The organism is Neorhizobium sp. NPDC001467, from assembly GCF_050275975.1.
GTDB lineage: Bacteria > Pseudomonadota > Alphaproteobacteria > Rhizobiales > Rhizobiaceae > Neorhizobium.
This window is the reverse complement of record NZ_JBNNPS010000002.1, coordinates 511,903-538,039: the sequence shown is the minus strand read 5'-3', so window position 1 is coordinate 538,039 and position 26,137 is coordinate 511,903. Positions and strand designations below refer to the sequence as shown.

Below are 26,137 nucleotides of genomic sequence, written 5' to 3'. Positions count from 1 at the left end.
GTTGTCGGTTGGTCTCTTGTCTATATAGCGTGCAGCGTCTCTCGTGCGCCATGGGCTATCCAAGCAAAGGACCGTCTCGATGACTGAAAAAAATCCAGCCGACAATTTCCCCGCAGGCTATGAGCCGGCCAAGGCCTGGAGCTGGGAGAAGGGCAATGGCGGCCAGTTCGCCAGTATCAACCGGCCGATCGCCGGACCGACCCATGACAAGGTCTTGCCGGTCGGACAGCATCCGCTGCAGCTTTATTCGCTCGGCACGCCGAACGGCGTGAAAGTCACCATCATGCTGGAGGAGCTGCTCGCCGCCGGCCATGGCGATGCGGAATATGACGCGTGGCTGATCAATATCGGCGAGGGCGACCAGTTCGGTTCCGGATTCGTCGAGGTCAATCCCAACTCCAAGATTCCGGCGCTGCTCGACCGCGAGCCGCGCGGTGGCGGCGCGCCGATTCGCATCTTCGAATCCGGTTCAATCCTCGTCTATCTGGCCGAAAAATTCGGCGCTTTCCTGCCGACGGACCTGCGCTCACGCACCGAAGCTATGAACTGGCTGTTCTGGCAGATGGGCTCGGCCCCCTTCGTTGGCGGTGGCTTTGGCCATTTCTATGCCTATGCCCCGATCAAGATCAAATACGCCATCGACCGCTATGCCATGGAGACCAAGCGCCAGCTCGACGTTCTTGATCGCCATCTGGCCGAAAACCAGTTCATGGCCGGAAGAGACTATTCGATTGCGGATATGGCGATCTGGTCCTGGTACGGCACGCTGGCTCTCGGCCAGGTCTATGGCGATGCCGGTGACTTTCTCGACGTTCAGAGCTACAAGCACCTGCAACGCTGGACGGCGGAGGTATTCGCGCGCCCGGCCGTGAAGCGCGGCCGCATGGTCAACCGGACATCCGGCGCGCCTTCCGAACAGTTGCGTGAGCGTCACGACGCCAGCGATTTCGACACCAAGACGGCCGACAAGGCCGCAAACACATGAATAGGGACTGAGAGATGGCAAACCTGCCCGAAATGACCAAACATCGCGGCTTTCCGGGCGGGATGCCAAGCACCGGGATTCAGTTCACCATTCGCCGCGCCAACCCGAAGGGGGTAACACCGCTGAAGGTCATCCCCCGCAAGGCGCGACCGGGAACCAAGGAACACCGCATCGATGCGGCATTTCTTCACGCGCTCTGGCATCACTTCGGTGCCGAACCGTTCGAACGCGGTAATCTCGATGCCGCACGTCTCAGCCTCCTGTTCGGCCGCGAAGTGGTGGCCGCCGACAAGGATTTCGATCCGCTTTCCTATCAGGCGATGCTGCAGATCGACGAGCGCGTCGCGCGCCGGAATTTTCCGGAATCCTTCGACGAGATTTTCGAAGTTTGAGAAACGGCGCCCGTCAGGGCACCGCGTCGCGCGATTCAGACCCGATAGGTGAGGAAGGCATGGGCAACCATGCCGCCCATTCCGTCAGAGGTCAGAACGCTGGCTATCACAGCCTCAGCGTTTGCCGGTCTATCCGCTCGATTCCTGTCTGCCTGACGCGCGCCTATGCCGTTGACCGGCTTGCGCTCAGCTATGACGTCCTGTCAGAAAAATCAGGATGACCATGCCGGCGGTGAAGGGCGCGATGCCCGCCCATTCGGGAAGCGTCGCCGCGCTTCTGCACACCGCTCCCAGCGCGAACAGGGCAGCGCCAAGCAGGACCAGCGCAAGCGAACTCAGCCGAAACAGATCGCGCGCCCGAAGTGGGCCGGATTTGCGGAAGCCGTTTGTAAGCCTCGCCAGAAAACTGCGTCGAGATGTTTCCAAGTCGATATGGGTCATGCTGCCAATGCACCATTTTTCCGAACAAGATGCCTACGGATGGCATCCTTGAGCTCAGTCAAACTCGTAAACCGTTGACCGTCAAGGTCAATCACGGGAAATTTGACAGCGATGAAGCGATAGTCGTCGTCCTGACCGATGGCGATACCCACCGGCAATCCGGAATGTTCGATGACGTGCCTGTTCATTCTGTCCACTCAGCCCGTAGGCCCTTCCGTTTCTGTCACTGGAGTTATGCGAATGGTGCATCCGGCATTCGCGACAGGGGGAACAGACAACAGGCGGCAGTAAGATCAGCAAGGGCGATGCCAGCGCGGCGATCTGCTTTGATATAAGCTGCAATCATGGCCATCTCTCGACTTGCGATACTTTCTTAAATTAGGCAGCCATCGCGATAAGCACAATAAAAATAAAAGTTTGGAAGAAAATAAATCCGAACGTTTGTCGTTATTGAGGAATTTTGGAATTTTATACCTAAGAGGTGCGAAGCGTTGGTTAATCTCTCTCGTCGGCTCGTTTGAAACACGGTGGCACATAGACCGGGGACCCCATATTTATACCCCGCTCGGTCCGCAACCGGACCGACCAAACCGGCCGTTGCGCCTGTGCCATGCCGGTCACTCCTTGACGGCTCCCGTCATCGACGAGACGTAATAATCGACGAAGAAGGAATAGAGGATCACCACCGGCAGCGAGCCGAACAGCGCGCCCGCCATCAGCGAGCCCCATTCGAACACATCGCCCCGCACCAGTTCGGTCAACACGCCGACCGGGATCGTCTTGTTCTCCGACGACTGGATGAAGGTGAGCGCGTAAATGAACTCGTTCCACGACAGGGTGAAGGCAAAGATGCCGGCCGAAATCAGGCCCGGCACCGCCAGCGGCAGGATGATTTTCACGAGAATCTGCCAGCGGCTGGCACCATCCACCAGGGCGCTTTCCTCCAGTTCGAACGGGATGGAGCGAAAATAACCCATCAGCAACCAGGTGCAAAAGGGGATGAGGAAGGTGGGATAGGTAAAGATCAGCGCCAGACGACTGTCATAGAATCCCAGCTGGAAGACGATGAAGGCCAGCGGAATGAACAGGATCGATGGCGGGATGAGATAGGCGAGAAAGATGACGAGGCCCACCTGCCGCGAGCCCGTGAAACGGATGCGCTCGATGGCATAAGCGCCGAGCACCGAGGCCACAAGTGACAGCGCGGTGGAGCCGACCGCCACCAGCATCGTGTTCCACAGCCAGCCCGGATAGGATGTCTCGAAGAACAGGTATTTGATATGGTCGAGCGTGGCGCCGACCACCCAGAACGGGCTGTAATTGCTGTAATCGGTGAGTTGCTCATTGGGTTTTACCGCCGTGATCGCCATCCAGTAGAACGGGAACAGCAGGACGAAGGTGAAGACCGCCATCGGCAGGTAGAGGGTCACGACGCGTCGGGGCAGGCGGTTGAGATAGCTCATGCCTTCGGCATTGTCGGTCAGAACATCAGCGGCCGGGCGGGCGGTGGTTTGCGTATTCATCTATTTATCCCCTCAATCCTGCCCGCCCTGCTGCCATTTGCGGCGTTGCAGTCCGAAGAAGCTGAACATGATGGCGGCGAGCAGGAAGGGCACCATGGCGACGGCAATCGCCGCACCTTCGCCCAATTGTCCGCCGGGAATACCGCGCTGGAACGACAAGGTCGCCATCAGATGCGTCGCGTTCACCGGGCCGCCCTTGGTGAGCACGTAGATCAGCTGGAAATCGGTGAAGGTGAACAGCACCGAAAAGGTCATGACCACGGCGATGATCGGGGTGAGCATCGGCAGCGTCACATACCGGAACCGCTGCCAGCCGCTGGCGCCATCAAGCGAGGCCGCCTCCTGGAGCGAGGCGGGAATGGTCTGCAAGCCGGCGAGAAGCGAGATCGCCACGAAGGGAATACCGCGCCAGACATTGGCCAGGATCACCGAGATGCGGGCATTGGTGGCATCGCCGAGAAAATTGATGGGACTGTTGATCAAGCCCATCTGCATCAGCGACCAGGAAATGATCGAGAACTGGGAATCGTAAATCCACCAGAAGGCCAGCGCCGACAACACGGTCGGCACCACCCAGGGCAGGAGGATGATGGCGCGGAAGAAGGATTTGAACGGCAGATGCTGGTTCAAAAGCAGCGCCAGCCACAGGCCGAGCGCGAATTTCAGCACGGAGGCGACAAAGGTGTAAAGCACGGTGTTGAACACCGACAGCCAGAACACGTCGTCTTCCATCAGGAACTGATAGTTTTCGAGCCCGATGAAAATCCCGTCGCGACCGATTTTCGTATCAGTGAAGCCGAGCCAGACACCCAGGCCCAGCGGATAGGTCAGAAAGCACAATAGAAAGATTGCCGCCGGCAGCATGAACAGGGCGCCGAGCACATTGTTGTTCTGCAAGAGCGAAGTGAACGGCCCTCGCGTTTCCTTGGTAATGACCGTCGCCATGACTAGCCTCCTGATCGGGAATGGCGACACGCCGTGAGCGGCGTGTCGCGTGAAGTCATGTGGTCGGGTCAGACGCGGTAATAGCGGTTCGCCCGGCGTTCGGCCTCCTTCATGGCGTCCTCCGGCGAACGCTGGCCGGTGACGGCAGCGGCGAACATGTCGACCAGAACGTAATCGGCCATGGTGGCGGCCGAGGCATAACCGAGCGGGCCGGCATAACCGTTGGGCCGGAGCGTTTCCGAGGCGCGCGAATAGGGTGCGTGGATCGGGTCGGCGGTCCAGATCGGATTGGAGGCATAGGCTTTCAGCGCCTGGCAGCAATAGGCGCTGGAGCCGGTCAGCCACGCGTTCATCTGGTCGGCTTCCATCATGAACTTGATATAGGCCTTGGCCGCTTCCGGGTATTTCGTGTGCTTGAACAGCAAAAGCGAACTGGTCTGGTGCAGTTCCACGCTTTTGCCGACCGGGCCGATGGGAAAATTGGTGGTGCGGATATCGGCGGCGATTTCCGCCAGTTTCGGGTCGCCCTTGGCGGTGTAATAGACCGACACGCCATTGGCGATCAGCGAGACCTGGCCGGCGAGGAAGGCGCGGTTGTTGTTGACGTCCTGCCAGCTTTCCGTGCCCGGAATGAAGGTGGCGTAAAGCTCCTTGGCATAGTTGATCGCCGCCAGCGTTTCCTGGCTGTTGATCGTCACCTTGCCCTCGGCATCGACCATTTGCGCGCCGTGGCTCCACAGTAGCCAATGCGCATAGTTGTTGCCGTCACCGACGGCCTTGCCGTGCGGGAAGCCGGCGGGCGTGCCCTTGGCCTTCATCGCCTTGCAAAGCTCGAGGAAACCGGCCGTATCCTTCGGAAATTCGTTGAAGCCGGCAGCCTTGACATGGCTGTCGCGATAGACCACCGCATTGCCGATGGCAGCCAGCGGCATGGCGATGAACTGGTCGCCACGGGCCGCATATCCCTGGGCGCCCTCGTACCAGCCGCCATATTTGCCGCCGAGATAGTTGGCGAGTTCGGTGAGGTCCACCAGCTTGTCCGGGTACTGGTGAGCGTCGTCGAACCAGCACATGACAAGGTCCGGACCGGAGCCGACATTGGCGGCGACAGCGGCCTTGGGGCGAATGTCTTCCCAGCTTTCCTTATCGACGCGGACCTCGACGCCAGTCGCCTCGGTGAATTTCTTGGTATTGGCAAGCCAGGCTTCTTCATCGCCCTTCACGAAGGGTGTCCAGCGAAGCAGGCGCAGGCTCGCGCCGCTCTCCGGCTTGTAGGCCGGTTCGGCCTGCGCAAACGATGGCCGAATGCCAAGACCGGCGGCACCGGCGGTGGCGGCAGTTACTGCGAGAAAGTCACGTCTTCTGATTGTCATGATATTCCTCCTCCAAAATGCGGGAAAGGCTCCCCGGCATTCACGCTCCCGCATGGTGAATGGCGGCCATTGCATTCTCGTCACTGCAAGTTCATGCGGAATGCGCCGACGAGGATGGTAATACGGGAAAGTTCCTCCTCCTGCCCGTTGCCATCCCCGCGGGATTAGTCTGTCAATCTCATACCGCTCTCTGCATCGAAGAGATGGACATGGGCGGCGTCGATCGAAACGCGCAGGCTTTCGCCTTGTCTGGCGTTCACGCGCTCGCGGAACACGCAGTTTGCGTCTGTGCCACCTAGCCGGACGGTCAGATGCGTTTCATAGCCGGTCGGTTCGATCACCACGATCTCGACGGGCATGCCGTCGGCATCGAGCGCAATATATTCCGGGCGCAAACCATAGATCAGATCACGACCGACGGCCTCAGTCGGCGCATTGGCAACCGGCAGGACGGTGCCGTCACTGGTGATGAACCGGCTGCGATCCTGCGGATCGAGCTTGCCCTTGATCATGTTCATGGCCGGCGATCCGATGAAGCCGGCGACAAAGAGGTTGGCCGGCTGGTCGTAAAGCTCGAGCGGGCTGCCGACCTGCTCGACCACGCCGTCATGCATGACGACGATCTTGTCGGCCATGGTCATCGCCTCGATCTGGTCGTGCGTGACATAGACGGTGGTTGTCTTCAGCCGCTGGTGCAGTTCCTTGATCTCGGCGCGCATGGCGACGCGCAGTTTGGCGTCGAGGTTGGAGAGCGGCTCATCGAACAGGAACACTTTTGGATCGCGCACGATGGCGCGGCCCATGGCGACACGCTGGCGCTGGCCACCGGACAACTGGCGTGGATATCGTTCCAGCAGCTTGTCGAGACCGAGAATGCCGGCGGCATATTTGACGCGTTTGTCGGCTTCCGCCTTCGGCGCCTTGTTGAGCATCAGCGAAAACGCCATGTTCTGCTCCACCGTCATATGCGGATAAAGCGCGTAATTCTGGAACACCATGGCGATGTCGCGTTCCTTGGGCGGCAACGTGTTGACCACCTTGCCGCCAATGCTGATCTCACCGCCGGAAATGTTTTCAAGCCCCGCCAGCATACGCAGCAGGGTCGACTTTCCGCAGCCGGAGGGACCGACGAGGATGACGAATTCGCCATCGGCGATCTCGATGTCCACACCCTTGATGACCGGAAATGCGCCGAACGATTTGCGGACATCGGTGAATTGAACGTCTGCCATGCTCCCTCCCTGGGTATATATGAAGTCCCGTCTTTTCTGTCTGCGTAGGCTATTGCTGCCGGCGTCTTCAGCCGCGCCCGACAAAGGGCATTTTTGTCGCCATGACCGTCATCGTCAGCACATTGGCGTCGAGCGGCAGGCTTGCCATGTAGACGACGGCATTGGCGATATGGCCGGCATCAATTGTCGGCTCTACGGCAATCTCGCCACTGGCCTGCATCACGCCCTTCGCCATTTTTTGCGTCATCTCCGTCGAGGCATTGCCGATATCGATCTGGCCGCAAGCGATATCGAAAGGGCGGCCATCGAGCGCCGTGGATTTTGTGAGCCCCGTGATGGCATGTTTGGTCGCCGTATAAGGTGCCGTGTTCGGGCGCGGCGTGGTCGCCGAGATCGAACCGTTGTTGATGATGCGACCGCCCCGCGGGTTTTGGGCTTTCATCAGGCGAAAGGCCTGCTGAGTGCACAGGAACGCACCTGTGAGGTTGGCGGCGACGATGGCGTTCCAGTCCTCGAAAGAAAGTTCTTCCATCGGCACATTGGGCACGTTGATGCCGGCATTGTTCACCAGCAGATCGAGGTGGCCGTATTTTTCGGAAATCCTGTCGAACAGAGAACGAACCGAGACGGGATCGCCGACATCGGCGGAAACCGCGAGAAATTCGGCTTCCGTTTCATTCGCCAGTTCGGTGGCTGCCGATGCCAAGACATCTTCTCGGCGGCCGGAGATGACCACCGTGTAACCAGCCCCACCAAGCGCTTTGGCGATAGCGCGGCCGACACCGGTGCCGCCGCCCGTGACCAATGCGATCTGTCCGTTCTTATCCGCTGCCGTCATAAAGTCCCGCCTTCCAACTCGTCCTCGATATGCGCCTGAACGATTTCTTCGAAACTCTGCTCCGCCTTGAAACCCAAGGAAGAGGCACGGCGTGCGTCAAACTGCGTGGCCCAGCCGGCAACGATCCGTTCGATCACCGGATCGGGCTCGCGGCGGATCAGCGCCACCGCCCTGTCGCCGGCAACACGGCGCAGCGCTTCGATCTCATCCGCCACGAGCGCCGAAAGCCCCGGCATGGTGAGGTTTCTGCGCGGGCCGATTTTTTGCGTGTCGATCGTGGCCGCATGCACGAAAAAGCCGACCGCCGAGCGCGGGCTGGCAAACCAGTGGCGCACCTGATCACTGACCGGCAGCACGGCCGGCTGGCCGACCAGCGGCTCCCGAAGAATATTCGAGAAGAAGCTGGAGGCCGCCTTGTTGGGTGCGCCCGGCCGCACGCAGATTGTCGGCAGGCGGATGCCGATACCATCGAAAATGCCGCGGCGGGAATAGTCGGCGAGCAGCAGTTCGGAGATGGCCTTCTGGGTGCCGTAGCTGGTGAGTGGCGTTGTGAAAAAATCGTCCGGAATAATGTCGGGAAAAGGCGTGCCGAACACGGCAATCGAAGAGGCGAAGACGAAACGCGGAACATAAGGTTCTATCAGCCCTTCGTGACGAATGGCTTCGAACAAGGCCCGCGTGCCGTCGAGATTGACACGATACCCCTTGTCGAAATCGGCCTCTGCCTCGCCCGAAACGATCGCAGCAAGATGAAAGATCAGGTCAGGGCGTGTGGCAATCAGTCTTGGAGCGACCGCCGCTTCGGAAAGATCCGCCGTCTGTGCGCTGGTAATCGTCTGTAGCGCCGCTGGCACAGGCGGGCGAAAGGCGTCGACAAGCGTCAGCCGGCTAATGGTTTGCCCAAGAACCTGTGGGCTTGCGGCAATGCGGTCGGTGAGTTTGCGACCGATCATGCCGGCCGCTCCCAAAATCATCACATGCATTCCGGCTCCTCCTCCCAGTGCAGCCGTCGGCCCGCCTTGGCGGGAAAATCGTGACCTCCTGTCGTCCGCTCCCATTTCGGATATCAGCAGGTCATCCGTGCATTCCGGCCTTTGTCCTCCCATCAAACGCCGCCGCTGCGTGTTCCCGCACGCTGCGGCAGGTAATACGTTGCACGATCTGGATGTTCTCGCAATCAGTCATTAGTGTGAAGCGTCGGCGGGCAGCCATGGGAGGCGAGATGTCGTCTGTGTCACTGTCAGAGTTAGGGCTGGGGCCAGGGTCGGGAGGAACAGGAACGATATGAGAGATAACAGCTTCAAGGCTGCAATCGGCAGGGGCGAGCAACAGATCGGCCTTTGGCTTTCGACCGGCGAGGCGGCGGTTGCCGATATCGTCGGTCGCACTGGTTTCGACTGGCTAGTCATCGACGGCGAGCACGGGCCGAACGATCTGCGCAGCATCATGCGCCAGCTTCAGGTGCTGGACGGCCTGCCGGTCGAACCTGTCGTGCGTCCTCCGGTCGGCGCGAAGTGGATGATCAAGCAACTGCTCGACATCGGCGCCCGCACGCTGCTCATTCCCATGGTCAATACGCTGGAGGAGGCGGCGGAATGCGTGCGTTCGGTACGCTACCCGCCGAATGGTGATCGCGGGATGGGCGCGGTGGTCGCGCGTGCCTCGCGGTATGGCACGATTTCCGATTACGTTGCGAAAGCGGGGGAGGAAATCTGCCTTCTGGTTCAGGTGGAAACCCGGGAGGCTCTGGCCAATCTTGATGCGATCGCGAGGACAGACGGCATTGACGGCGTCTTCATTGGCCCGGCAGATCTCTCTGCCGATTTTGGCCAGCCCCTGCACAGCGATGCTGTCCTGTCGGCGATTGATCAGGCAATCGACACCATCGTGGCGGCCGGCAAGCCGGCGGGCATTCTTACGTTCGATGAGGTGCTGAATCGGCGTTTCATGGCGCGGGGCGCGTGTTTCGTCGCGGTCGGGGCCGACGTTACCGTCCTTTCGACAACGCTCGCCACCCTGTCGGACCGCTACAAGACCGGCGAAGCCGCGCCCCGCCCCGTCGTCAGCTATTAAATACCAAAATAGGGCCGCGCCTTGCTAGAGCGGATGGGTGCTATCGTGATCGAAGGGCGATTTTTTTGGGGGGGAGGCCGGCGAGCGTGACGGAGCGGCGGAGACACGCAGCCCTGGAACCCGCACTTGGCGTGTATCAGAGTTTCACGCACTGATCGTTCAAGACGCGCCTGCGCGTGCCGGCTCAGTTGTAGTCGGCAAATTCCTGATAGGCACCTTCGACCCGTTCGATCGATGGTGACGAGATCGAAATAATCGGGCCGGTCGGTTTTCCGGTGTAGTTGCCTTCGCCTTCCACGGCCCAAAGGGCGCTGGCTAGCGATTGCGAGAGAAGCGTGCTGCTGCCCGTCAGCGCGAAAGTGGTGCGCTGACGCACTTCGACCTCTCTTTGCGGCGGTTCCTCGGTCGAACGGTCCATGTCGTAAGGCCGGTGGGAGTAGCCATAGCCGCTCAGTCCGCTATCGATTTTCATGCGGTCTGTTCCGTTTCTGGTTCCATTAACCAATAGTTAATGGCCGAACCTTGCGCGGACCTTGCGCATTAGCACTCACGAAAGGACGAATGCCGTTCGACAGTCGGAAACGGACCCTGACGGGGCCAAGATCCGTCGGCCGCATTCACATCTTGCCCGCAACCTTGATGGCAAAGGCGTATTCGAAGGCGATTTCCTCCAGCCGCTGGAAGCGTCCGGATTTGCCGCCATGGCCGGCCGCCATGTTGGTCTTGAGAAGGATGGGCGCCGTCCCGGTCGTCATGTCACGCAGCTTCGCCACCCATTTGGTCGGCTCCCAATAGGTGACGCGGGGATCGGTGAGGCCGGAGATCGCAAGGATGGGCGGATAGGCGCGGCCGGTCACATTGTCATAGGGCGAATAGGCCGCAATCCAGCGGTACTCCTCTTCCGATTCGATCGGATTGCCCCATTCCGGCCATTCCGGCGGGGTGAGCGGGAGCGTGTCGTCGAGCATCGTGGTTAGCACATCGACGAAGGGCACGGCGGCGATGATGCCGGCAAATTTTTCCGGCGCCATGTTGGCGACCGCTCCCATCAGCATGCCGCCGGCCGAACCGCCCTCGGCAATGATACGGTCATAGGCGGTGAAACCGGCTGAAACGAGATGATCGGCGGCAGCGATGAAGTCCTTGAACGTGTTCTGCTTGTTTTCCATCTTGCCGTTTTCGTACCAGGCAAAGCCCTTGTCCTTGCCGCCGCGCACATGGGCAATGGCATAGATGATGCCGCGATCGGCAAGCGACAGCGCATTGGTCGAGAAGGCGGCCGGGATTGTGATCCCGTAGGCGCCATAGCCGTAAAGCAGGCAGGGCGACGACCCGTCGAGCGGCGTACCCTTCTTGTAGAGCAGCGAGACGGGCACTCTTTCGCCGTCATGGGCCGGCGCCATGATGCGGCGGGTCACGTAGTCTTCCGGGTCATGGCCGGACGGCACTTCCTGCGTTTTCAGGAGCGTCCGTTCACGCGTCACCATGTCGTAATCGTAGAGCTGGGTCGGCGTCGTCATCGACGAATAGGAGAAACGGATCGTGTCGGTATCGTATTCCGCAGCCCCCGACAGACCGAGCGAATAGGCTTCCTCGTCAAAGGCGATCATATGCTCCTCGCCTGTACGACGATCCCGGATGACGATCTGCGGCAGGCCTTGGCTGCGCTGCAGCCAGATCAGGTGTCGGGCATAAGCCATGTGGGAAATGATCAGTCGACCCGGTTCATGGGCAACGACCTCGCGCCAGTTCTCCTTGCCCGGCGCCGTTACCGGGGCTTCGACGATCTTGAAGTCTTTCGCATCGCCGTCATTGGTGAGGATGTAGAAGACATCGCCGCCCTCCGTCATCGAATATTCGATGCCTTCCTCGCGCTTCGCCACCAGTAGCGGCTCCGCCATAAGGTCGGCGGTGGGGATCAGACGGTATTCCGAGGTCTCGTGATCATGGATGTCGATGTAGATGAAGTCGTCGAGCAAAGAACCGCCGACACCCATGAAGAAGCCGGCATCCTGCTCTTCGAAGACCAGCCGATCCTCCGACTGTTTCTGCCCGACGATGTGATGGAAGACTTTCGACGGGCGGTGGTTCTCGTCCTGCAACGTATAGAAGAAGCTTTTGCCATCGGGCGCCCAGACGCCGCCGCCGGCGGTGTTTTCCAGAATGTCTTCGAGATCGGCGCCCGTCGTCAGGTCACGCACGCGCAGCGTGAAATATTCCGACCCCTTGTCGTCGTAGCCCCAGATGCCGTGGGAATGATCGCTCGTGTGGTCTATCCCGGCGAGGCGGAAATAGTCCTTGCCCTCGGCCTCCTTGTCGCCGTCGAGCAGCGTCTGCCTGTCGCCGCCGTCTCGCGGCGTGCGGAAATAATGCGGCTGCTCGCCGCCGGTCACGAAAAGCGAACCGTAGGCAAACGGCCCGTCCTTCATCGGCACCGAGGAATCGTCTTCCTTGATACGACCGCGCATTTCCGCGAAAAGGGTTTTCTGCAGGTCGGCCGTGTCGCCCAATGCTGCTTCCATATAAGCGTTTTCGGCTTCCAGATGCCGGCGGATTTCCGGATCCAGCAGACCTGGATCCTTGAACATCGCCTGCCAGTTATCTGCACGCAGCCAGCCGTAATCATCGGTGCGGCTGATGCCGTGGCGGGTATCGGTCACCGGCTTTTTGGCGGCGACCGGCGCGTGCGGAAGATCGGCGAAAGGCGATTTGGGAGAAGCGGCCAAGGATGAACTCCGATATGAAGGCAGGAGCGTCAGAGATAGGCGGCGCGACGCCGCCATGCAAGCGGCGACAACGGGCAGGGCTTAATGGTCGTGTGCGGGAACGTCTGCCGCGTTGTCGCGGACGGTTGCCAAAACGCCACAATTGCTCCACCTAAGCCCGCTAGGACATTTCCGACTTACGAATGGGGTTTTGCTGAATGCGCACACGTTACGGCCTGATCGGCTTGCTCCTCCTGGCTGCCGCGCCCGCCCATGCCCTGGAAGGACGCCAGCTTCCGACGCTCGCGCCGGTCGAAGAACAGGCTCAGGCGGCTCACCTGAGCGCGCAACTGCTCGGCCGATATGCCTACCGGCCGGTGGCACTCGACGATGCGTTGTCGATCAGGATCATGGACCAGTTCATCAAATCGCTCGATCCGGACAGGATGCTGTTTTCCAAGGCCGATATCGATGGGTTCATGGCCGACCGCACGAAGATCGACGATGCCATTCTTGGCGAAGACCTGAAGATCCCCTATGCCATCTTTGCCACCTATTCCCAGCGCGTCCTGGACCGGACAAGCTATGCGCAGGAGCTGCTCAAGCAGGATTTCGATTTTACCGTCAGGGAAGAATTTGCGATCCTGCGCGAGGATGCGCCATGGGCCGCCTCCGAAGAGGAAAGCAGAGAGCTTTGGCGCAAACGCGTCAAGAGCGACTGGCTGCGGTTGAAGCTTGCCGGCCAGGACGACGCCGCCATTCGCAAGACGCTCGGCAAACGTTACCAGAACATTCTCGACCGGGTCTACACCTACAAAAGCGCCGACGTCTTCCAGTCCTTCATGGCGGCCTACACGACGTCGGTCGATCCGCACACCGATTATTTCGGCGCCCGAGCAGCCGCCGAGTTCGACATCTCGATGAAACTGTCGCTGGTTGGCATCGGTGCCGTGCTGCAGGATCGCGACGGCTATACGACGATCCGCGAACTCGTCGCCGGCGGCCCGGCCCAGCTGTCCGGCAAGATCGCGGTCGGTGATCGCATCATCGGCGTCGGACAAGGGGAGGACGGCGCCATCGAGGAGGTTGTCGGCACCCGTCTCGACGAGGTCGTGCAACTGATCCGCGGCAAGGAGGATTCGGTAGTGCGGCTTGACATCCTGCCCGCCGCCGCCGGCGAAAACGCCGGTCATCGTGTGATCAGTCTCGTGCGCGAGAAGATCAGCCTCGAGAAACAGGCGGCTGCCAAAACGGTCGTTCCGGTTGCGGGAAAGAATGGCGAGCGCAAGATCGGTGTGATCACACTGCCGGCCTTTTACGAGGATTTCGAGGCTCGGCAGAAGGGCGACAAGAATTATCGCGGCGCCAGCCGCGACGTCGCTCGGCTTCTCGGTGAACTGAAACAGGAAAATGTCGATGGCGTTCTGATCGACCTTCGCGACAATGGCGGCGGGTCGCTGAGCGAGGCTGTCGACATGACCGGCCTTTTTGTCGGCAAGGGGCCTGTCGTACAGCAGCGCAACGCGCAAGGTGAGATCAGCGTCGAGAGCGATGATCTTTCCAAACCCGCCTGGACGGGACCACTTGCCGTTCTGATCAACCGCGGTTCGGCATCCGCCTCCGAAATCTTCGCGGCCGCCATCCAGGACTACGGCCGCGGTGTCGTCATCGGCGATCCGAGTTTCGGCAAGGGCAGCGTGCAGACGGTCGTCAATCTCGACCGCATGGCAAGGAGCGAAGAAGCCAGCCTCGGTGAGTTGAAGCTGACCATCGCACAGTTCTTCCGCATCAATGGCGGCACGACGCAGTTGCGCGGCGTCACCCCCGATATCCTGCTGCCGGGTCTGGCCGATCCCAAGACCTTCGGGGAGGCAAGCTATGAAAACGCTTTGCCATGGACCCAGATAAAGCCGGCTCGCTACAAGCGGGCTGCCGACCTCAAGGCTCTGGTTCCGAAACTGCAGCAGCTTCACGATGCCCGTGTGGAAAAGGACGTCGATTTCCAGCGGTTTCTGGAGGACGCGCAGGAGCTGAAGCTGCAGCGTGAAAAGCGAACCATTTCCCTCAACGAGGCGGAACGCCGAGCCGAAATGACTGCGCTGACCGAGCGCCTGAAACAGCGGGGTGCATCGGGCGGTCCGGGAATGCAGGACGATGACGGGTTGCAATCGGGCGAGCGTAGCCTCAGCGCCGAGCTTGCGCTTGAGGATGCGCGAAAAAACGCAAAGGACGTCCTGCGCACCGAGGCCGCGGCGATCGTTGCCGATCAGGCCGATCTTTCAACCGAACGGTAGGATATCTGCTTGACCCGGTATCCCGCGGTGTTTGCCGCGGGATACCGGCTTTCTGGTTCAAACGACCGGTGCTGAGACCAGATCGTCGTGGTGATGCAGTGCCGGGAACGGGTCGATCGGCAGTTCCTCGGCGTCAACCGCTACGAGCGTCGTTTGGATGTCGACGACAAGCGGTTCCGGTGTCGGGGCCGGAATGTGGTCCGGCGCCTGGTCTTCGGTCAGGCCGCCGAGGTCGATTTCCTGTCCGCCCTGGTCGAGCATCAGGTCTTCGATGGCCGGCTGATCGGCGGGAAGGTCGTTGCCGACGTGACGGGCAAACAGGTCCGACGGGTCCTGATCGGTGTTCAGCTGATCAAGATCAAGGATATCGCTATCCACGCCGGCGGACATCAGGAACATGCCGTCGTTATCTGCTTCTGCGATCGATGCGGTCACCAGGGCCTGCGGGCCGTATGGATAGTCGATGGTGATCGTCAACACCGCTGTGGAGGTCGATCCGTCCGGCGAGACAATGGTGTAGGTGAACGTGTCCTCGCTGCCGTCCACGCCGGTATAGAGCGGGTCGGCCTGGTAGCTGTAGGCGCCGTTTCGGGCGATCGTCAGCGTTCCGTGGTCTCCATGGATCACCAGCCCCGTTGCCGCGACCGCGACCTGATCGACGCTTGCCACGACTGTCCCCGCGACGGTCGTGTCGCCGATCAGCACGTTTCCGGCGAGCGAGCCCGTGACGTTGCGGTAGTCCGTCACGACATTCGAGGTCGTTTCGACCGTGAGATTGGCGAGCGCCGACAGATTGAGGACGCCGCCGGGGTTGGCCAGCACCACGTAATAGGTCCCGCCGCCCTGAAACTGCGGAAGGGCTACCGTCGAAGACGACCAGCTTGGCAGAAGCAGGCCCAGTACGCCGGGGTTGAAGACCAGCCAGTCGCGCAGTTCGTAGGCAAGCTGCGCCTGCGTCTGGCCATCCTCGACGCGGTAGACAAGCAGGTCGTAGTTCTGTTCGCCTACGAGTGCCAGGGAAGCCAGGGCTGCGCCGCCGCCCCTCACGCTGACCTGCTGGGTAGTGTTGTCCGCAACGGTGAAGCGCAGCGGCGACTGGTTGGTCAGGAGCGCGACATCGACCGCATTACCGAGAAGACCGAGATTGAGGACACCAGCTACGGCGCCCGACTGCCTCGGCTGCGTCACCACAGATGGGTTGATGTTGAGGGCGAGGGTCGCATCGTCGTTGACGGCAGCCAGATTGATGACCGTCAACGGACCGACCGTGCGCGTCGACGTATTGCCGGCGACATCGGTCTGCCGCACCAGCACGTTGTAGGCTCCGGCAGGCAGGGTGAAGCCCGGGCCCGTGCCCAGCGCCCAGGTCGCGCCACCATTCGTGCTGTATTCCCAGCGGGCTCCCGGTTCGATCCCGGTTACCCGAATGGTGCCGTCGGTGGAAATGCCATCGCCGGGCGTGCCCGTGTCGTTCAGGAACGCGACGGTCGGAACGACCGGCGGCGTCGTGTCGACAAGCGCCGAGACCGTGGTGACCGGCGAGGTGTTGCCTGCGGCATCGAGCAGCGCTGCACCGACATTCAGGGTCGCGCCGCTTGCCGGAGCGATCACCGTGGTCGCCAAGACGCCCGCGGCAACCTGCGCAGCGGTGAGGATGGTCGTGGTGCCATTGACGATCAGTCTGTCGCCCGCCACCGCTCCGGTGCCCGCCAGGCTGATGGATACGGCGACGGTACCGGCGGTCACTTCGCTGGCATTGATATAGCCGTCACCATTTCCAAGGGTCACGCCCGGCGCGGTCGGCGGGGACGTATCGACCACCGCGTTGAAGGTCGCAGTCGGTGACGTGTTGCCGGCAACGTCCGTCAGCGATGCTGTGATCGCCAGCGGCTGGCCGTTCGCGGGAGCTGCGACCGTGGTGCTGACCACACCGCTCTGCACCTGCGGTGCCGTCAATATGGTGGTAACGCCGTTGACGGTCAGGCTGTCGCCCGCAACCGCGCCGGTGCCGGCAAGATTAACGCCGACGGTAATGAGGCCGTTGGCGATCTCGGCGCTGCCGATCAACGCGTCGCCGTTGCCGACCGACAAGACGGGTGCGGTCGGCACCGTAGTATCGACCACAGCCGTGACAGTGCCGGGCAGCGAAACGTTGCCCGATGTATCGGTGACGGTAGCGGTCACGGTCAGGGACTGCCCGTTCGCCGGCGCGGCAACCGTGGTCGCAACCGTCCCGGCTGCCGCCTGCTCGGCCGTGACCACTGTCGTCGTGCCGTTGACGGTCAGCCTGTCACCTGCGGCGATGCCGCGGCCGCTGATGTCGATCGACACACCTACCCGTCCGCTGACGATCTCGGCGGCATTGATGTAGGCATCGCCATTGCCGAGCGTCACGCCGGGCGCTGTCGGTACGATTGTGTCCACAACGGCGCTGGCCGTCGCGATCGGCGACACGTTGCCGGCTGCGTCCGTCAGGGCGGCGTTGATCGTCAACGCTTGCCCTTCGGCTGGCGCGGCGATGTCGAGATTGACGACGCCGCTCGAAATGTTCCCCGCCGTCAATGTCGTGGTGACACCGTTGACGGTCACAAAGTCGCCGGCAACAGCACCGGTTCCGGCAAGGCCAACGGAAACGGAAACATTCCCCGCGGTGATTTCGGCGGGAAGGATGAAGCCGTCACCGTTGCCGATCGTGATGACCGGCAGGCCGGGCGCCAGGGTGTCGACCAGTGCCGTGACCGGGGTCACGATCGAGGCATTGCCCGCGGCATCGGTGATCTGCGCATTGACTGTCAGGATCTGGCCGTTTGCCGGCGCCAGCACGCTGGTCTGGACAAAACCCGCGTCGATATCTGCCTGCGTAAGGACTGTCGCCGTTCCGTTGACCGTCAGCGTGTCGCCGGCCACCGCGCTGGTTGGTGACAGGTCGATACGGACGGCAACCAGGCCGCCCGAGATTTCGGCGTTGCCGATCAGGGCGTTGCCGTCGCCGATGAGCGCGATCGGGCTGCCCGGAATGGTCGTGTCCACCACTGCCGTCGCGGTTGCGACTGGCGAAGCGTTGCCATTGACGTCCTGGAACGACGCACCCAGGGTGAGCGGCACCCCGTCGGCCGGGGCCGCGACGGTCGTTACGAACCCGTTGTCGATGTCGCCCTGCGTCAGGACGAAGGTATCGACCCCGACGGTAAGCGTATCGCCGGCCAGAGCCCCGGTCCCCGCCAGGCCAACGCGCACCGTCACCTGACCGTTGACCACTTCGCCGGCATTGAGGAAACCGTCGCCATCGCCGAGCGTAAGCGTCGGCACGCCGAGAATGCCGGTATCGATCAGCGCCGTTGCGGAGCCTATCGACGAGACGTTGCCGGCGGCATCGGTGATCGTCGCGTTGACAACGAACTGGACGCCGTCGCCTGGGGCGGGCAGGGTGAGCGCGACCTGATTGGCGTCGATCTGCGTCTGGTCAAGAACAATGGTCGTGCCGTTGACCGTCAGGATGTCGCCGGCGACCGCATTCCTGCCTAAGAGGTTGATCGTCACCGGTACCTCGCCATTCACCAGTTCGGTGAAGATGATAGCCGGACCGCCGTCGCCAATGGTCACACCGGGCTGCAGCGGCGCAACCGTATCCACCGTTGCCTGGACCGTGGCGACGGGCGAACTGTTATTGGCCGGATCGATCAAAGACACGTTCACGGTGAAAGGTTGCCCCTCGGGCCCGACCGGTACGGTCGCCGTGACGAACCCGTTGTCGATGTCCAACTGGCTCAGCGTGATGGGTGTGAGCCCGGAAATGTTCAGCGTATCGCCGACATTAGCACCCGTGCCGACAAGCGACACCCGGATGCCGGTGGTCCCGGCGGTGACTTCGCTGCCATTGATGAAGCCGTCGCCGTCGCCAAGCGTGACGATCGGGCGGCCCGGAGCCGTAAGGTCGATGTCGGCGAAAACGCTGGTCGAACCGGACGGGTTGCCGGCGGCGTCGGTAAGCAACGCGGTGACGGTCAGCGTTTCTCCGTCGGCCGGCGCCGCAACGGTCGTGTTGACGAACGTGTTGGTGATCATCTGGCCGTCGAGGACGATGGCTTGGCCGTTGACGGTCAGGATGTCGCCTGCTTGGGCGCCGGTGTTGGCAAGGCTGACGGAAACGGCAGCGCGCCCGCCGACGATGTCGTCAATCCCGAGCAAATTGTTGGTCGCGCCCGTGATCGTGATCGCCGGAGCGAGCGGCGCAACGATGTCGACGGGGGCAGTCACTATTGCTGCCGGCGATATGTTGCCAGCAACATCTGTCAGGAAGGCAGTCACCGAGAGGGGCTGCCCACCAGCCGGGATGCCGAGCGTCGTCGTGATGAAGCCGTTGGAAACATCGGTCGCAAGAATGGGTATTTCGACGCCGTTGACGGTCAGCGTGTCGCCGGCAACGGCACCCGTTGCGGCGATATCGACCCGCAGCGTCACCGCATTGTTGGTCACGTCGAGGAGGTTGATGACGCCATTGCCGTCACCGAGCGTCAGCCCGGGCAAAGTCGGCGCGATCGTATCGGTAAATGCGCCGATGCTTGCCAGCGGCGAGAGGTTGCCGGCGGCGTCGCTCAGTTGGGCGGTGACCGTGAGCGTCTGACCATCGGCGGCAGCCGGCACAGTCGTTGTCACCGCACCTGCATCGATCTGCGCTTGCGCCAGAACAAGGGGCGCACCGTTGATGAACAGGACGTCCCCGGCAACGGCGCCGGTCGTGGAAATATCGACAGTAACGGAAACACGACCGCCCACGACTTCCGTGCCGATGATAAAGCCGTTGCCATCGCCGAGAATGATGGTGGGCGCAGTCGGAACGCTGATATCGACCGGGGTGGTGACGATGGCGGGTGCCGAGACATTGCCCGCCGTATCGTTCAGCGTCGCCTGCACCGTCAGCGGAGATCCGTCGGAGGGAACAGCAAGGCTTGTCGCAACCAGATTGGCGTCAATCTGGGCCTGGGACAAGACGATGGTCTGGCCGTTGATGATCAGGCTATCGCCGGCGACCGCTCCGGTGCCTGCGATGTTGACGGTTACACCCACCTGACCGGCGGTCACCTCACTGGCAATAATGATGCCGTTGCCGTCGCCCACGGTGACGACCGGCGTGCCGAGCGTGCTCGTATCCACCAGCGCCGATGCGGTACCGACAAGCGAGATATTGCCGGCGGAGTCCGTCAATGTAGCGTTGACGGTCAGGGTCTCACCGGTTGCCGGTGCAGCGGTTGAGGTGACGACCACGCCCGCTGCGACCTGCTGAGCCGTCAGTACGGTCGTGGTGCCGTTTACGGTCAGAAGGTCGCCTGGGACTGCGTTCGTGCCGGCCAGACCGATCCGGACCGCGACCAAACCGCCTGCTGCTTCCTGAGCGTTGATGAAGGCGTTGCCGTCGCCAAGCGTCACGGCCGGGATGCCGGGTGGTTGCGTATCGACAACGGCATTGAACGTGGCAAGTGGAGACTGGTTGCCGGCGGCATCGGTCAGCACGGCCTGGACCGACAGTGGCTCGCCATCGGCGGGCGCAGTGATCGGGACCCGAACGAGGCCGTCTGCGATCATCTGGGGCGTAATGGCGATCGTCGTTCCGTTGACGGTCAGCGTGTCATTGACCTCGGCGTCGGCGCCGTCGATATTGACGACCACTTCCACCTGACCGTTCACGATCTCGCCAAGCCCGATGAAACCGTCGCCATTGCCGATGGTAAGGTAGGGTTGTCCGGGATTGACGGTATCGACAAGCGCCGAATAGCCGGCGCTCGCCGAACTGTTGCCGGCAATATCCGTCAGCAGCGCGCTGACGGAGAACGTCTGGCCGGTCGTCGGCGCCTGAACGGCAACCTCCGCAAAACCCGCGCCGATCTGCGCGTCGGTGAGAACGATGTCGACGCCGTTCACGGTCAAGGTATCGCCGGGCGCAGCCCCGGTGCCTGCCAGATTGACGCGAACGTTGATCGTTCCGTTGCTGATCTCGCCGGCCGTAATGAACGCGTCATTATTGCCAATGACGAGTGTCGGCGCGATGGGCAGAGTTGTATCTACTGTGGCCGAAACCGTGATCGGCTGCGATGCGGTACCGGCAGCGCCGATCACCGTCGTCGTCACGTTCAGTGCCGTCCCGTCCGCGGCAGCAGGAACTTGCGTCGTCACGACGCCGTTGGTGATGTCTGCCGCTGTCAGAGGGATGTCGACGCCGTTGACCCGCAATGTGTCGCCGGCGACCGCGCCGGTTCCCGCCAGCGTGACCGTGACCGTGACGGCGCCGTTAATGACCTCGCCGGCATTGATATAGGCATCGCCATCGCCGAGCGAGACGCCGGGGGTGCCCAGCAGGTCCGTGTCCATAAGCGCTGACGCGCTGGCAATGCCGGAACTGTTGCCTGCAAGGTCGATCAGCGTGGCGGTAACGACGAGCTGCGCGCCATCAGGCAAGGCGGGCACATTCGTCTCAACAAAGCCGGCAGCAATCTGGTCTGCTGTCAGCGTGAGCGAAACGCCGTTGACGAGCAGCGTGTCGCCGGCCGCCGCATTGGTGCCGCCGAGGTTGACGGTGACCGGAACCGCTCCGTTGACCAGTTCGCTGGCAAGAATGACGTTATCGCCGTTGCCGAGCACCAAGCCGGGGGCGAATGGCGGCGTGGTATCGACGACCGCCGAGACGCTTGTGACCGGCGACGTGTTGCCGCCGGCATCGGTAAGTGATGCCGTCACTGTCAGCGTTGCGCCTTCGGCCGGGACCGCAAGGGTCGTTGTTACCTGTCCCGCGCCAATGTCGGCCGCCGTGAGCGTGATCGTGTTGCCGTTGATCGTCAGCCGGTCGCCGGCTGCAGCGCCGGTTCCGGCAAGGCCGACAACCACGCTGGTCGAACCGCCGACAATGTCGCTTGGTCCCAGAACGGTATCGCCATTGCCGAGCGTGATGGTCGGGCCGCCTGGTGCCGTGGTATCCACGGTCGCTGAGGCCGTTGCGATCGGCGACGTGTTGCCGGCGGCATCTGTCAATGTGGCGGTCACGAAGAGGGTCTGACCGTTGCCGGGTACCGTGACCGGCACAGTGGCCGTGCCGGCAAGGATCTGCGCCTCGGTCAACGTCACCGAAACGCCGTTGACGGTCAGAACATCACCGGCTGCAGCACCGCTGCCCGCCAGGCTGACCGAAGCCGCAACGGAGCCGCCCGTGATTTCGGCGCTGCCGATCGCTCCCACGCCGTCGCCCAGCGTCAACCCGCCAACCGTCGGCGGCGTCGTGTCGACAAGCGCGCTCACCACCGTCGATGGAGAGACATTGCCTCCGGCATCGGTGTAGGACACTGTAACCGTCAGGCTCTCACCTTCGGCGGGGACCGGCAAGCTCGTCGTCACGCGGCCGGCAGCGATATCCGTCGCCGTAAGCGTGATCGTGTTGCCGTTGACCGTCAGCGTGTCCCCGGGAATTGCGCCGGTATTGGCAAGATCGACGGAAACCGCAACCGTACCTCCTGCGGCTTCCGTGGCGTTGATATAGGCGTCGCCATCGCCGATCGAGACGACGGGCGCGCTGGATGGGTCTGTCGTGACCAGAGCCGTCACCGTGACGGGCGTTGAACTGTTGCCGGCGGCATCGGTGATGGAGACGGAGACGTCAAGGGGCAGGCCTGTGGCCGGGACGGTCACGGGAGCAGTGATGAAGCCGGCGGCGATCTGGGCCGCGGTCAAGACGATCGGCGTTCCGTTGACGCTCACAGTGTCACCGGCCACGGCGCCCGTGCCTGCGAGATCGATCCTGACGGTTGCTTCGCCATTGACGACTTCGGAACCGGTAATGACATTGTCGCCGTTGCCGAGCGTCACGACGGGCGCGGAAGGGGCCGTCGTGTCCACGCCGACTGTAATCGTCGTAGGCGGCGAAGCATTCCCGGCGGCGTCGGTCAGCGAGACCGATACGGTCAAGGGCTGCCCGTCTGCCGGAACGGGTACGGGGATTTCCACCGTGCCGGCGGCGATCTGCGCCGCAGTCAGCACGACCGGCGTTCCGTTGACGGTGAGCGTGTCGCCGGCAACGGCGCCGCTACCTGCAAGGTTGACCCGGACGGGGACCTGCCCATTGACGACTTCCTCTGCCGAAATGACGGTATCGCCATTGCCGAGCACCACGGCTGGGCTGCCGGGCGGCGTCGTGTCGACGACGGCCGATACCGTGGTCACGGAAGATGTGTTGCCCGCGGCGTCCGTCAGCGTGGCCGTCACAGTCAGCGTCTGACCGTCAGTGGGGGCAGGCAGGCTGATCTCGACGACCCCGGCAGCAATCTGCGCCTCGGTCAGCGTCGTGACGGTGCCGTTCACCGTCAGCCGGTCGCCAGCCACGGCGCCGGTCCCGGCCAGGCTGACGGTCACGGTAACCGAGCCGCCGGCAGTTTCCTGCGCGTTCAGAAAGGCGTCGCCGTTACCAAGCCGGACGGTCGGTGCGCCCGGAGCCGGCGTGCCGGGTTCGCCGCCATCGCCGCCGCCATTGCCACCGTCATCGCCGCCACCGCCGCCGCCGCCCATGCCGGCCGCCGCGGCCGCCACAGCGCCAAGAAGGCCAAGAGGCGCGAGAACGCCCAGACCGGAGGCGCCGCCGGCAGCCGCCGAACCGACCATCTGGTCAACGGCGCCCAGTTCTTCCACCTGCACTCCGGCAAGCTCCTCGGCATATTGGGTGGACCAGACATTGCCGGCTTCGTCCTGGAACACGAGTTCGCTCTGTTGCTCGCCCTGTTGCTCGAAGAAACCATCAATACGGATCTGCTCGCCGCTCTTGAGGTTGATGATGAGATCGGAGCCGGAGCGGGCCGTCGAGGCCACATCCGTCGGCGCAAGGGTCAGTCGAACCGTGCTGGGGCCGGAAAGGGGTATGTCGCTACCCGCGACGGTGGATGTCTGGCCACTGACTTTGTCGACTACAACTGCAACCATCGCACGCGTGCTCCTCTTTTTTTTTCCCTATGGAGGGACTGTGCCCTCTCTTGCCGCCTTCATTGACGGCGTGGCTCCCGGCCCGGCCGACACGGCGCCTGCCTTTTTTCGAGATAAGCAGACGCGGCTATCGACGACCCGAGAAGACACGAAATAGAATAAGCAAATACTAAAATAACAAGTTGCTAAAATGATAGGGGCGGCGATTCTTTTTTTGATGATTTGAATAGCGTGAAGAAGGCTGCGTATTTCGTAGGATGTGACCCGAAATGGGGCATCGGACCCCGTCGCCGGATCCGCAAAAGGTCGAAGGCCGCGGCTTGGTACCGATCGGTGCTGCGAGCTACCACAAAGGCCTGCATGTGGTGTTGTGGCTGCGGACCTACAGGAGGCTGCCCGACTGTTCGGACATGGGCAACGAATCTGCGACCATCCATCCGATACGGGACTGGTCGCATGGCATTCGGAATGCCGGATGCAGGCCCCGATTCCCTGTCGAATTGATGACCTGAACGCTGCACCACGAAGCGAAGATGCGTCTCGTGTCTTGTCGGCAGCCGGGCGGTTCGATGGCAAGCGGTCAAAGCCGCCGGCATACCGAGGCGAGCGATATTGAGAAGCCGGGTGCGTTTCTTGCGTCATGAGGTTGTACGGTTCGGCAGGTTGCGAAGGCGCCGCGGCGTAGATGATATTTCCTACGGGGTTGCGCCTGAATGACCTATCCGTCAGGCCGTCACGCAGAAACACCGGCGGTCATTGCAGTTTTGCGAGAAACCCGGCCGCCTGCCTGCGAAGATCTTGTTGCGTGCCTTCGTCCATCCTGTCCCAGGTGGCGTAGGGTTGAGCAAGGCGCCGATTGGCCCTCAGTCTGCCGCGGTTGCGCGCCAGGAAATCCCAATAAAGCGCATTGAACGGACAGGCATTTTCGCCAAGCCGCTGTTTAGGGTTGAAACGGCAGGTGCCGCAGTAGTCCGACATGCGGTCGATATAGTTGCCGCTCGCCGCATAGGGTTTGGTGCCGAGCAAGCCGCCATCGGCGAACTGGCTCATGCCGACGACATTGGGCAGCTCTACCCATTCATAGGCATCGGCATAGACTTCAAGATACCACAGATGCACGGCCTTCGGATCGACGCCCGCCAGCAGCGCGAAATTGCCGGTAATCATCAGCCGCTGGATATGGTGGGCATAGGCATGATCGATGGTCTCGGTAATCACGATCGAGAGACAGTTCATGTCCGTCTTGCCCGACCAGTAGAATGACGGCAGCGGGCGGGTGTTTTGAAAGAAGTTGTTGTCGACGTAGCTCGGCCCGGCATGCCAGTAGATGCCGCGCATATATTCGCGCCAGCCGATGATTTGCCGGATGAAGCCCTCCACGGCATTGAGCGGGGCGTTGCCTTCGAGATAGGCGCGTTCGGCGGCACGGCAGACCGATAGTGCGTCGAGAAAGCCGATATTGATATAGAACGACAGGAGCGAATGATTGAGGTAGGGATCGTCCTGCAGCATCGCATCCTGCGTGGCGCCGAAGCCGGCAAGGAAATCGGTGACAAAGCTGTCGAGTGCCGTTTGCGCATCCGCGCGCGTCACGGCGAAGCGGAAGCCATCAAGGCTGCCGAAATTGTCCGGAAACAGGTTCCCGACGTTGTCCAATACCTCCGCCGTGATCGCGTCGGGCTCAAAGCTCGGATGCCGGGGGCGCAGCAGGTCCGGCTTTGCCGGTTTGCGGTTCTCCGCATCGAAATTCCAGCGACCGCCGATCGGTTCGTCACCGCGCATCAGCAGGCCCGTCCGGCGTCGCATGTCGCGATAGAAGAATTCCATCGTCAGCGATTTGCGACCAGCTACCCAGGTTTCAAAATCGGCGTGTGAGCACACAAAGCGGGTATCGTCCCGCATGTCGACCTGCAAACCCAGCGTTTCAGGCCAGAGTTTCATTTCGTTCAGCACGCGCCACTCGCCCGGTTCGGTCACGCAGATCGACGTGGGCTTCAACGCATCCACTGCGCGCCTTACCTCCCCGGTAAAGGATCCGGCATTCTCCGGGTCATCAATCTTGGTATAGCGGACCTGGTAACCGGCTTGCCGCAACCCGTCGGCAAAATGGCGCATGGCCGAGAACAGGAAAGCGATTTTCTTCTTGTGATGTCCGACGTAAGTCGCTTCCGCCATCACCTCGCAGATCAGAACCGCGTCGCATTGCCGGTCTGCGCCCTTTAGGGAGGAGATTTGCTCAGACAGTTGGTCGCCCAGGATCAGGATCAGTTTAGCCAAGGGTGTTTCCAATACGAATAATACCCGGCTTCCGGCCCGGCAGGTCCGGTCTCGACTTTGTGTCGCGAAGCCCTGGTAAAGCTTTCTGTTAATCTGGGCCGTCA

Annotated in this window: 16 protein-coding genes; 4 read left to right on the top strand and 12 right to left on the bottom strand. The window is 61.9% G+C overall.

The features are described from left to right. Window positions 1–79: 79 nt before the first annotated feature. Window positions 80–985 carry a glutathione-dependent disulfide-bond oxidoreductase gene (gene yghU, locus ACQKKX_RS07245; RefSeq protein WP_427569856.1) on the top strand — a complete coding sequence of 302 codons (906 nt, stop codon included), beginning with the start codon at window positions 80–82 and terminating at the stop codon, window positions 983–985. A gap of 14 nt (window positions 986–999) precedes the next feature. Beyond that, window positions 1,000–1,377, top strand: a complete 378-nt coding sequence (locus ACQKKX_RS07240) for a hypothetical protein (protein WP_427569854.1) — start codon at window positions 1,000–1,002, stop codon at window positions 1,375–1,377. A gap of 186 nt (window positions 1,378–1,563) precedes the next feature. Here ACQKKX_RS07240 and ACQKKX_RS07235 read toward each other — a convergent pair whose 3' ends face one another. The 8 genes from ACQKKX_RS07235 to denD form a co-directional block, all read right to left on the bottom strand. After that, window positions 1,564–1,818: a hypothetical protein gene (locus ACQKKX_RS07235; RefSeq protein WP_427569853.1), complete on the bottom strand. Its 255-nt coding sequence runs from the start codon at window positions 1,816–1,818 to the stop codon at window positions 1,564–1,566. Then, window positions 1,815–2,006 carry a hypothetical protein gene (locus ACQKKX_RS07230; RefSeq protein WP_427569852.1) on the bottom strand — a complete coding sequence of 64 codons (192 nt, stop codon included), beginning with the start codon at window positions 2,004–2,006 and terminating at the stop codon, window positions 1,815–1,817. The genes ACQKKX_RS07235 and ACQKKX_RS07230 overlap by 4 nt, the downstream gene beginning before the upstream one ends. 429 nt (window positions 2,007–2,435) lie before the next feature. Further along, window positions 2,436–3,341, bottom strand: coding sequence for a carbohydrate ABC transporter permease (locus ACQKKX_RS07225; protein WP_427569851.1), 906 nt, complete (start codon window positions 3,339–3,341; stop codon window positions 2,436–2,438). A gap of 12 nt (window positions 3,342–3,353) precedes the next feature. Then, window positions 3,354–4,286, bottom strand: coding sequence for a carbohydrate ABC transporter permease (locus ACQKKX_RS07220; protein ID WP_427569850.1), 933 nt, complete (start codon window positions 4,284–4,286; stop codon window positions 3,354–3,356). A gap of 68 nt (window positions 4,287–4,354) precedes the next feature. Beyond that, window positions 4,355–5,659, bottom strand: a complete 1,305-nt coding sequence (locus ACQKKX_RS07215) for an ABC transporter substrate-binding protein (protein WP_427569849.1) — start codon at window positions 5,657–5,659, stop codon at window positions 4,355–4,357. A gap of 164 nt (window positions 5,660–5,823) precedes the next feature. Continuing rightward, window positions 5,824–6,891: an ABC transporter ATP-binding protein gene (locus ACQKKX_RS07210; protein ID WP_427569848.1), complete on the bottom strand. Its 1,068-nt coding sequence runs from the start codon at window positions 6,889–6,891 to the stop codon at window positions 5,824–5,826. A 67-nt stretch (window positions 6,892–6,958) separates the two neighbouring features. Next, window positions 6,959–7,729 carry an SDR family oxidoreductase gene (locus ACQKKX_RS07205; RefSeq protein ID WP_427569847.1) on the bottom strand — a complete coding sequence of 257 codons (771 nt, stop codon included), beginning with the start codon at window positions 7,727–7,729 and terminating at the stop codon, window positions 6,959–6,961. Further along, entirely contained in the window at window positions 7,726–8,712 is a 987-nt protein-coding gene (gene denD / locus ACQKKX_RS07200) for a D-erythronate dehydrogenase (protein ID WP_427569846.1), read from the bottom strand. Before denD ends, ACQKKX_RS07205 begins: the two co-directional genes overlap by 4 nt. 301 nt (window positions 8,713–9,013) lie before the next feature. Between denD and ACQKKX_RS07195 the strand changes: the two genes are divergently transcribed. After that, window positions 9,014–9,802, top strand: coding sequence for an aldolase/citrate lyase family protein (locus ACQKKX_RS07195; protein WP_427569845.1), 789 nt, complete (start codon window positions 9,014–9,016; stop codon window positions 9,800–9,802). 184 nt (window positions 9,803–9,986) lie between these two features. On the opposite strand, the gene ACQKKX_RS07190 is transcribed toward ACQKKX_RS07195, so the two are convergent. Next, window positions 9,987–10,274, bottom strand: a complete 288-nt coding sequence (locus ACQKKX_RS07190) for a hypothetical protein (RefSeq protein WP_427569844.1) — start codon at window positions 10,272–10,274, stop codon at window positions 9,987–9,989. 145 nt (window positions 10,275–10,419) lie between these two features. Then, window positions 10,420–12,528 carry a S9 family peptidase gene (locus tag ACQKKX_RS07185; RefSeq protein ID WP_427569843.1) on the bottom strand — a complete coding sequence of 703 codons (2,109 nt, stop codon included), beginning with the start codon at window positions 12,526–12,528 and terminating at the stop codon, window positions 10,420–10,422. 197 nt (window positions 12,529–12,725) lie between these two features. Here ACQKKX_RS07185 and ACQKKX_RS07180 point away from each other — a divergent pair, with 197 nt between their 5' ends. After that, entirely contained in the window at window positions 12,726–14,801 is a 2,076-nt protein-coding gene (locus tag ACQKKX_RS07180; protein WP_427569842.1) for a carboxy terminal-processing peptidase, read from the top strand. A gap of 57 nt (window positions 14,802–14,858) precedes the next feature. On the opposite strand, the gene ACQKKX_RS07175 is transcribed toward ACQKKX_RS07180, so the two are convergent. Together ACQKKX_RS07175 and ACQKKX_RS07170 are read right to left on the bottom strand one after the other, a co-directional pair. Then, a complete protein-coding gene (locus tag ACQKKX_RS07175) occupies window positions 14,859–23,756 on the bottom strand; it encodes a BapA/Bap/LapF family prefix-like domain-containing protein (RefSeq protein WP_427569841.1) in 8,898 nt (2,965 codons plus the stop codon). A gap of 753 nt (window positions 23,757–24,509) precedes the next feature. After that, window positions 24,510–26,033 carry a cryptochrome/photolyase family protein gene (locus ACQKKX_RS07170; protein WP_427569840.1) on the bottom strand — a complete coding sequence of 508 codons (1,524 nt, stop codon included), beginning with the start codon at window positions 26,031–26,033 and terminating at the stop codon, window positions 24,510–24,512. Window positions 26,034–26,137 lie beyond the last annotated feature (104 nt).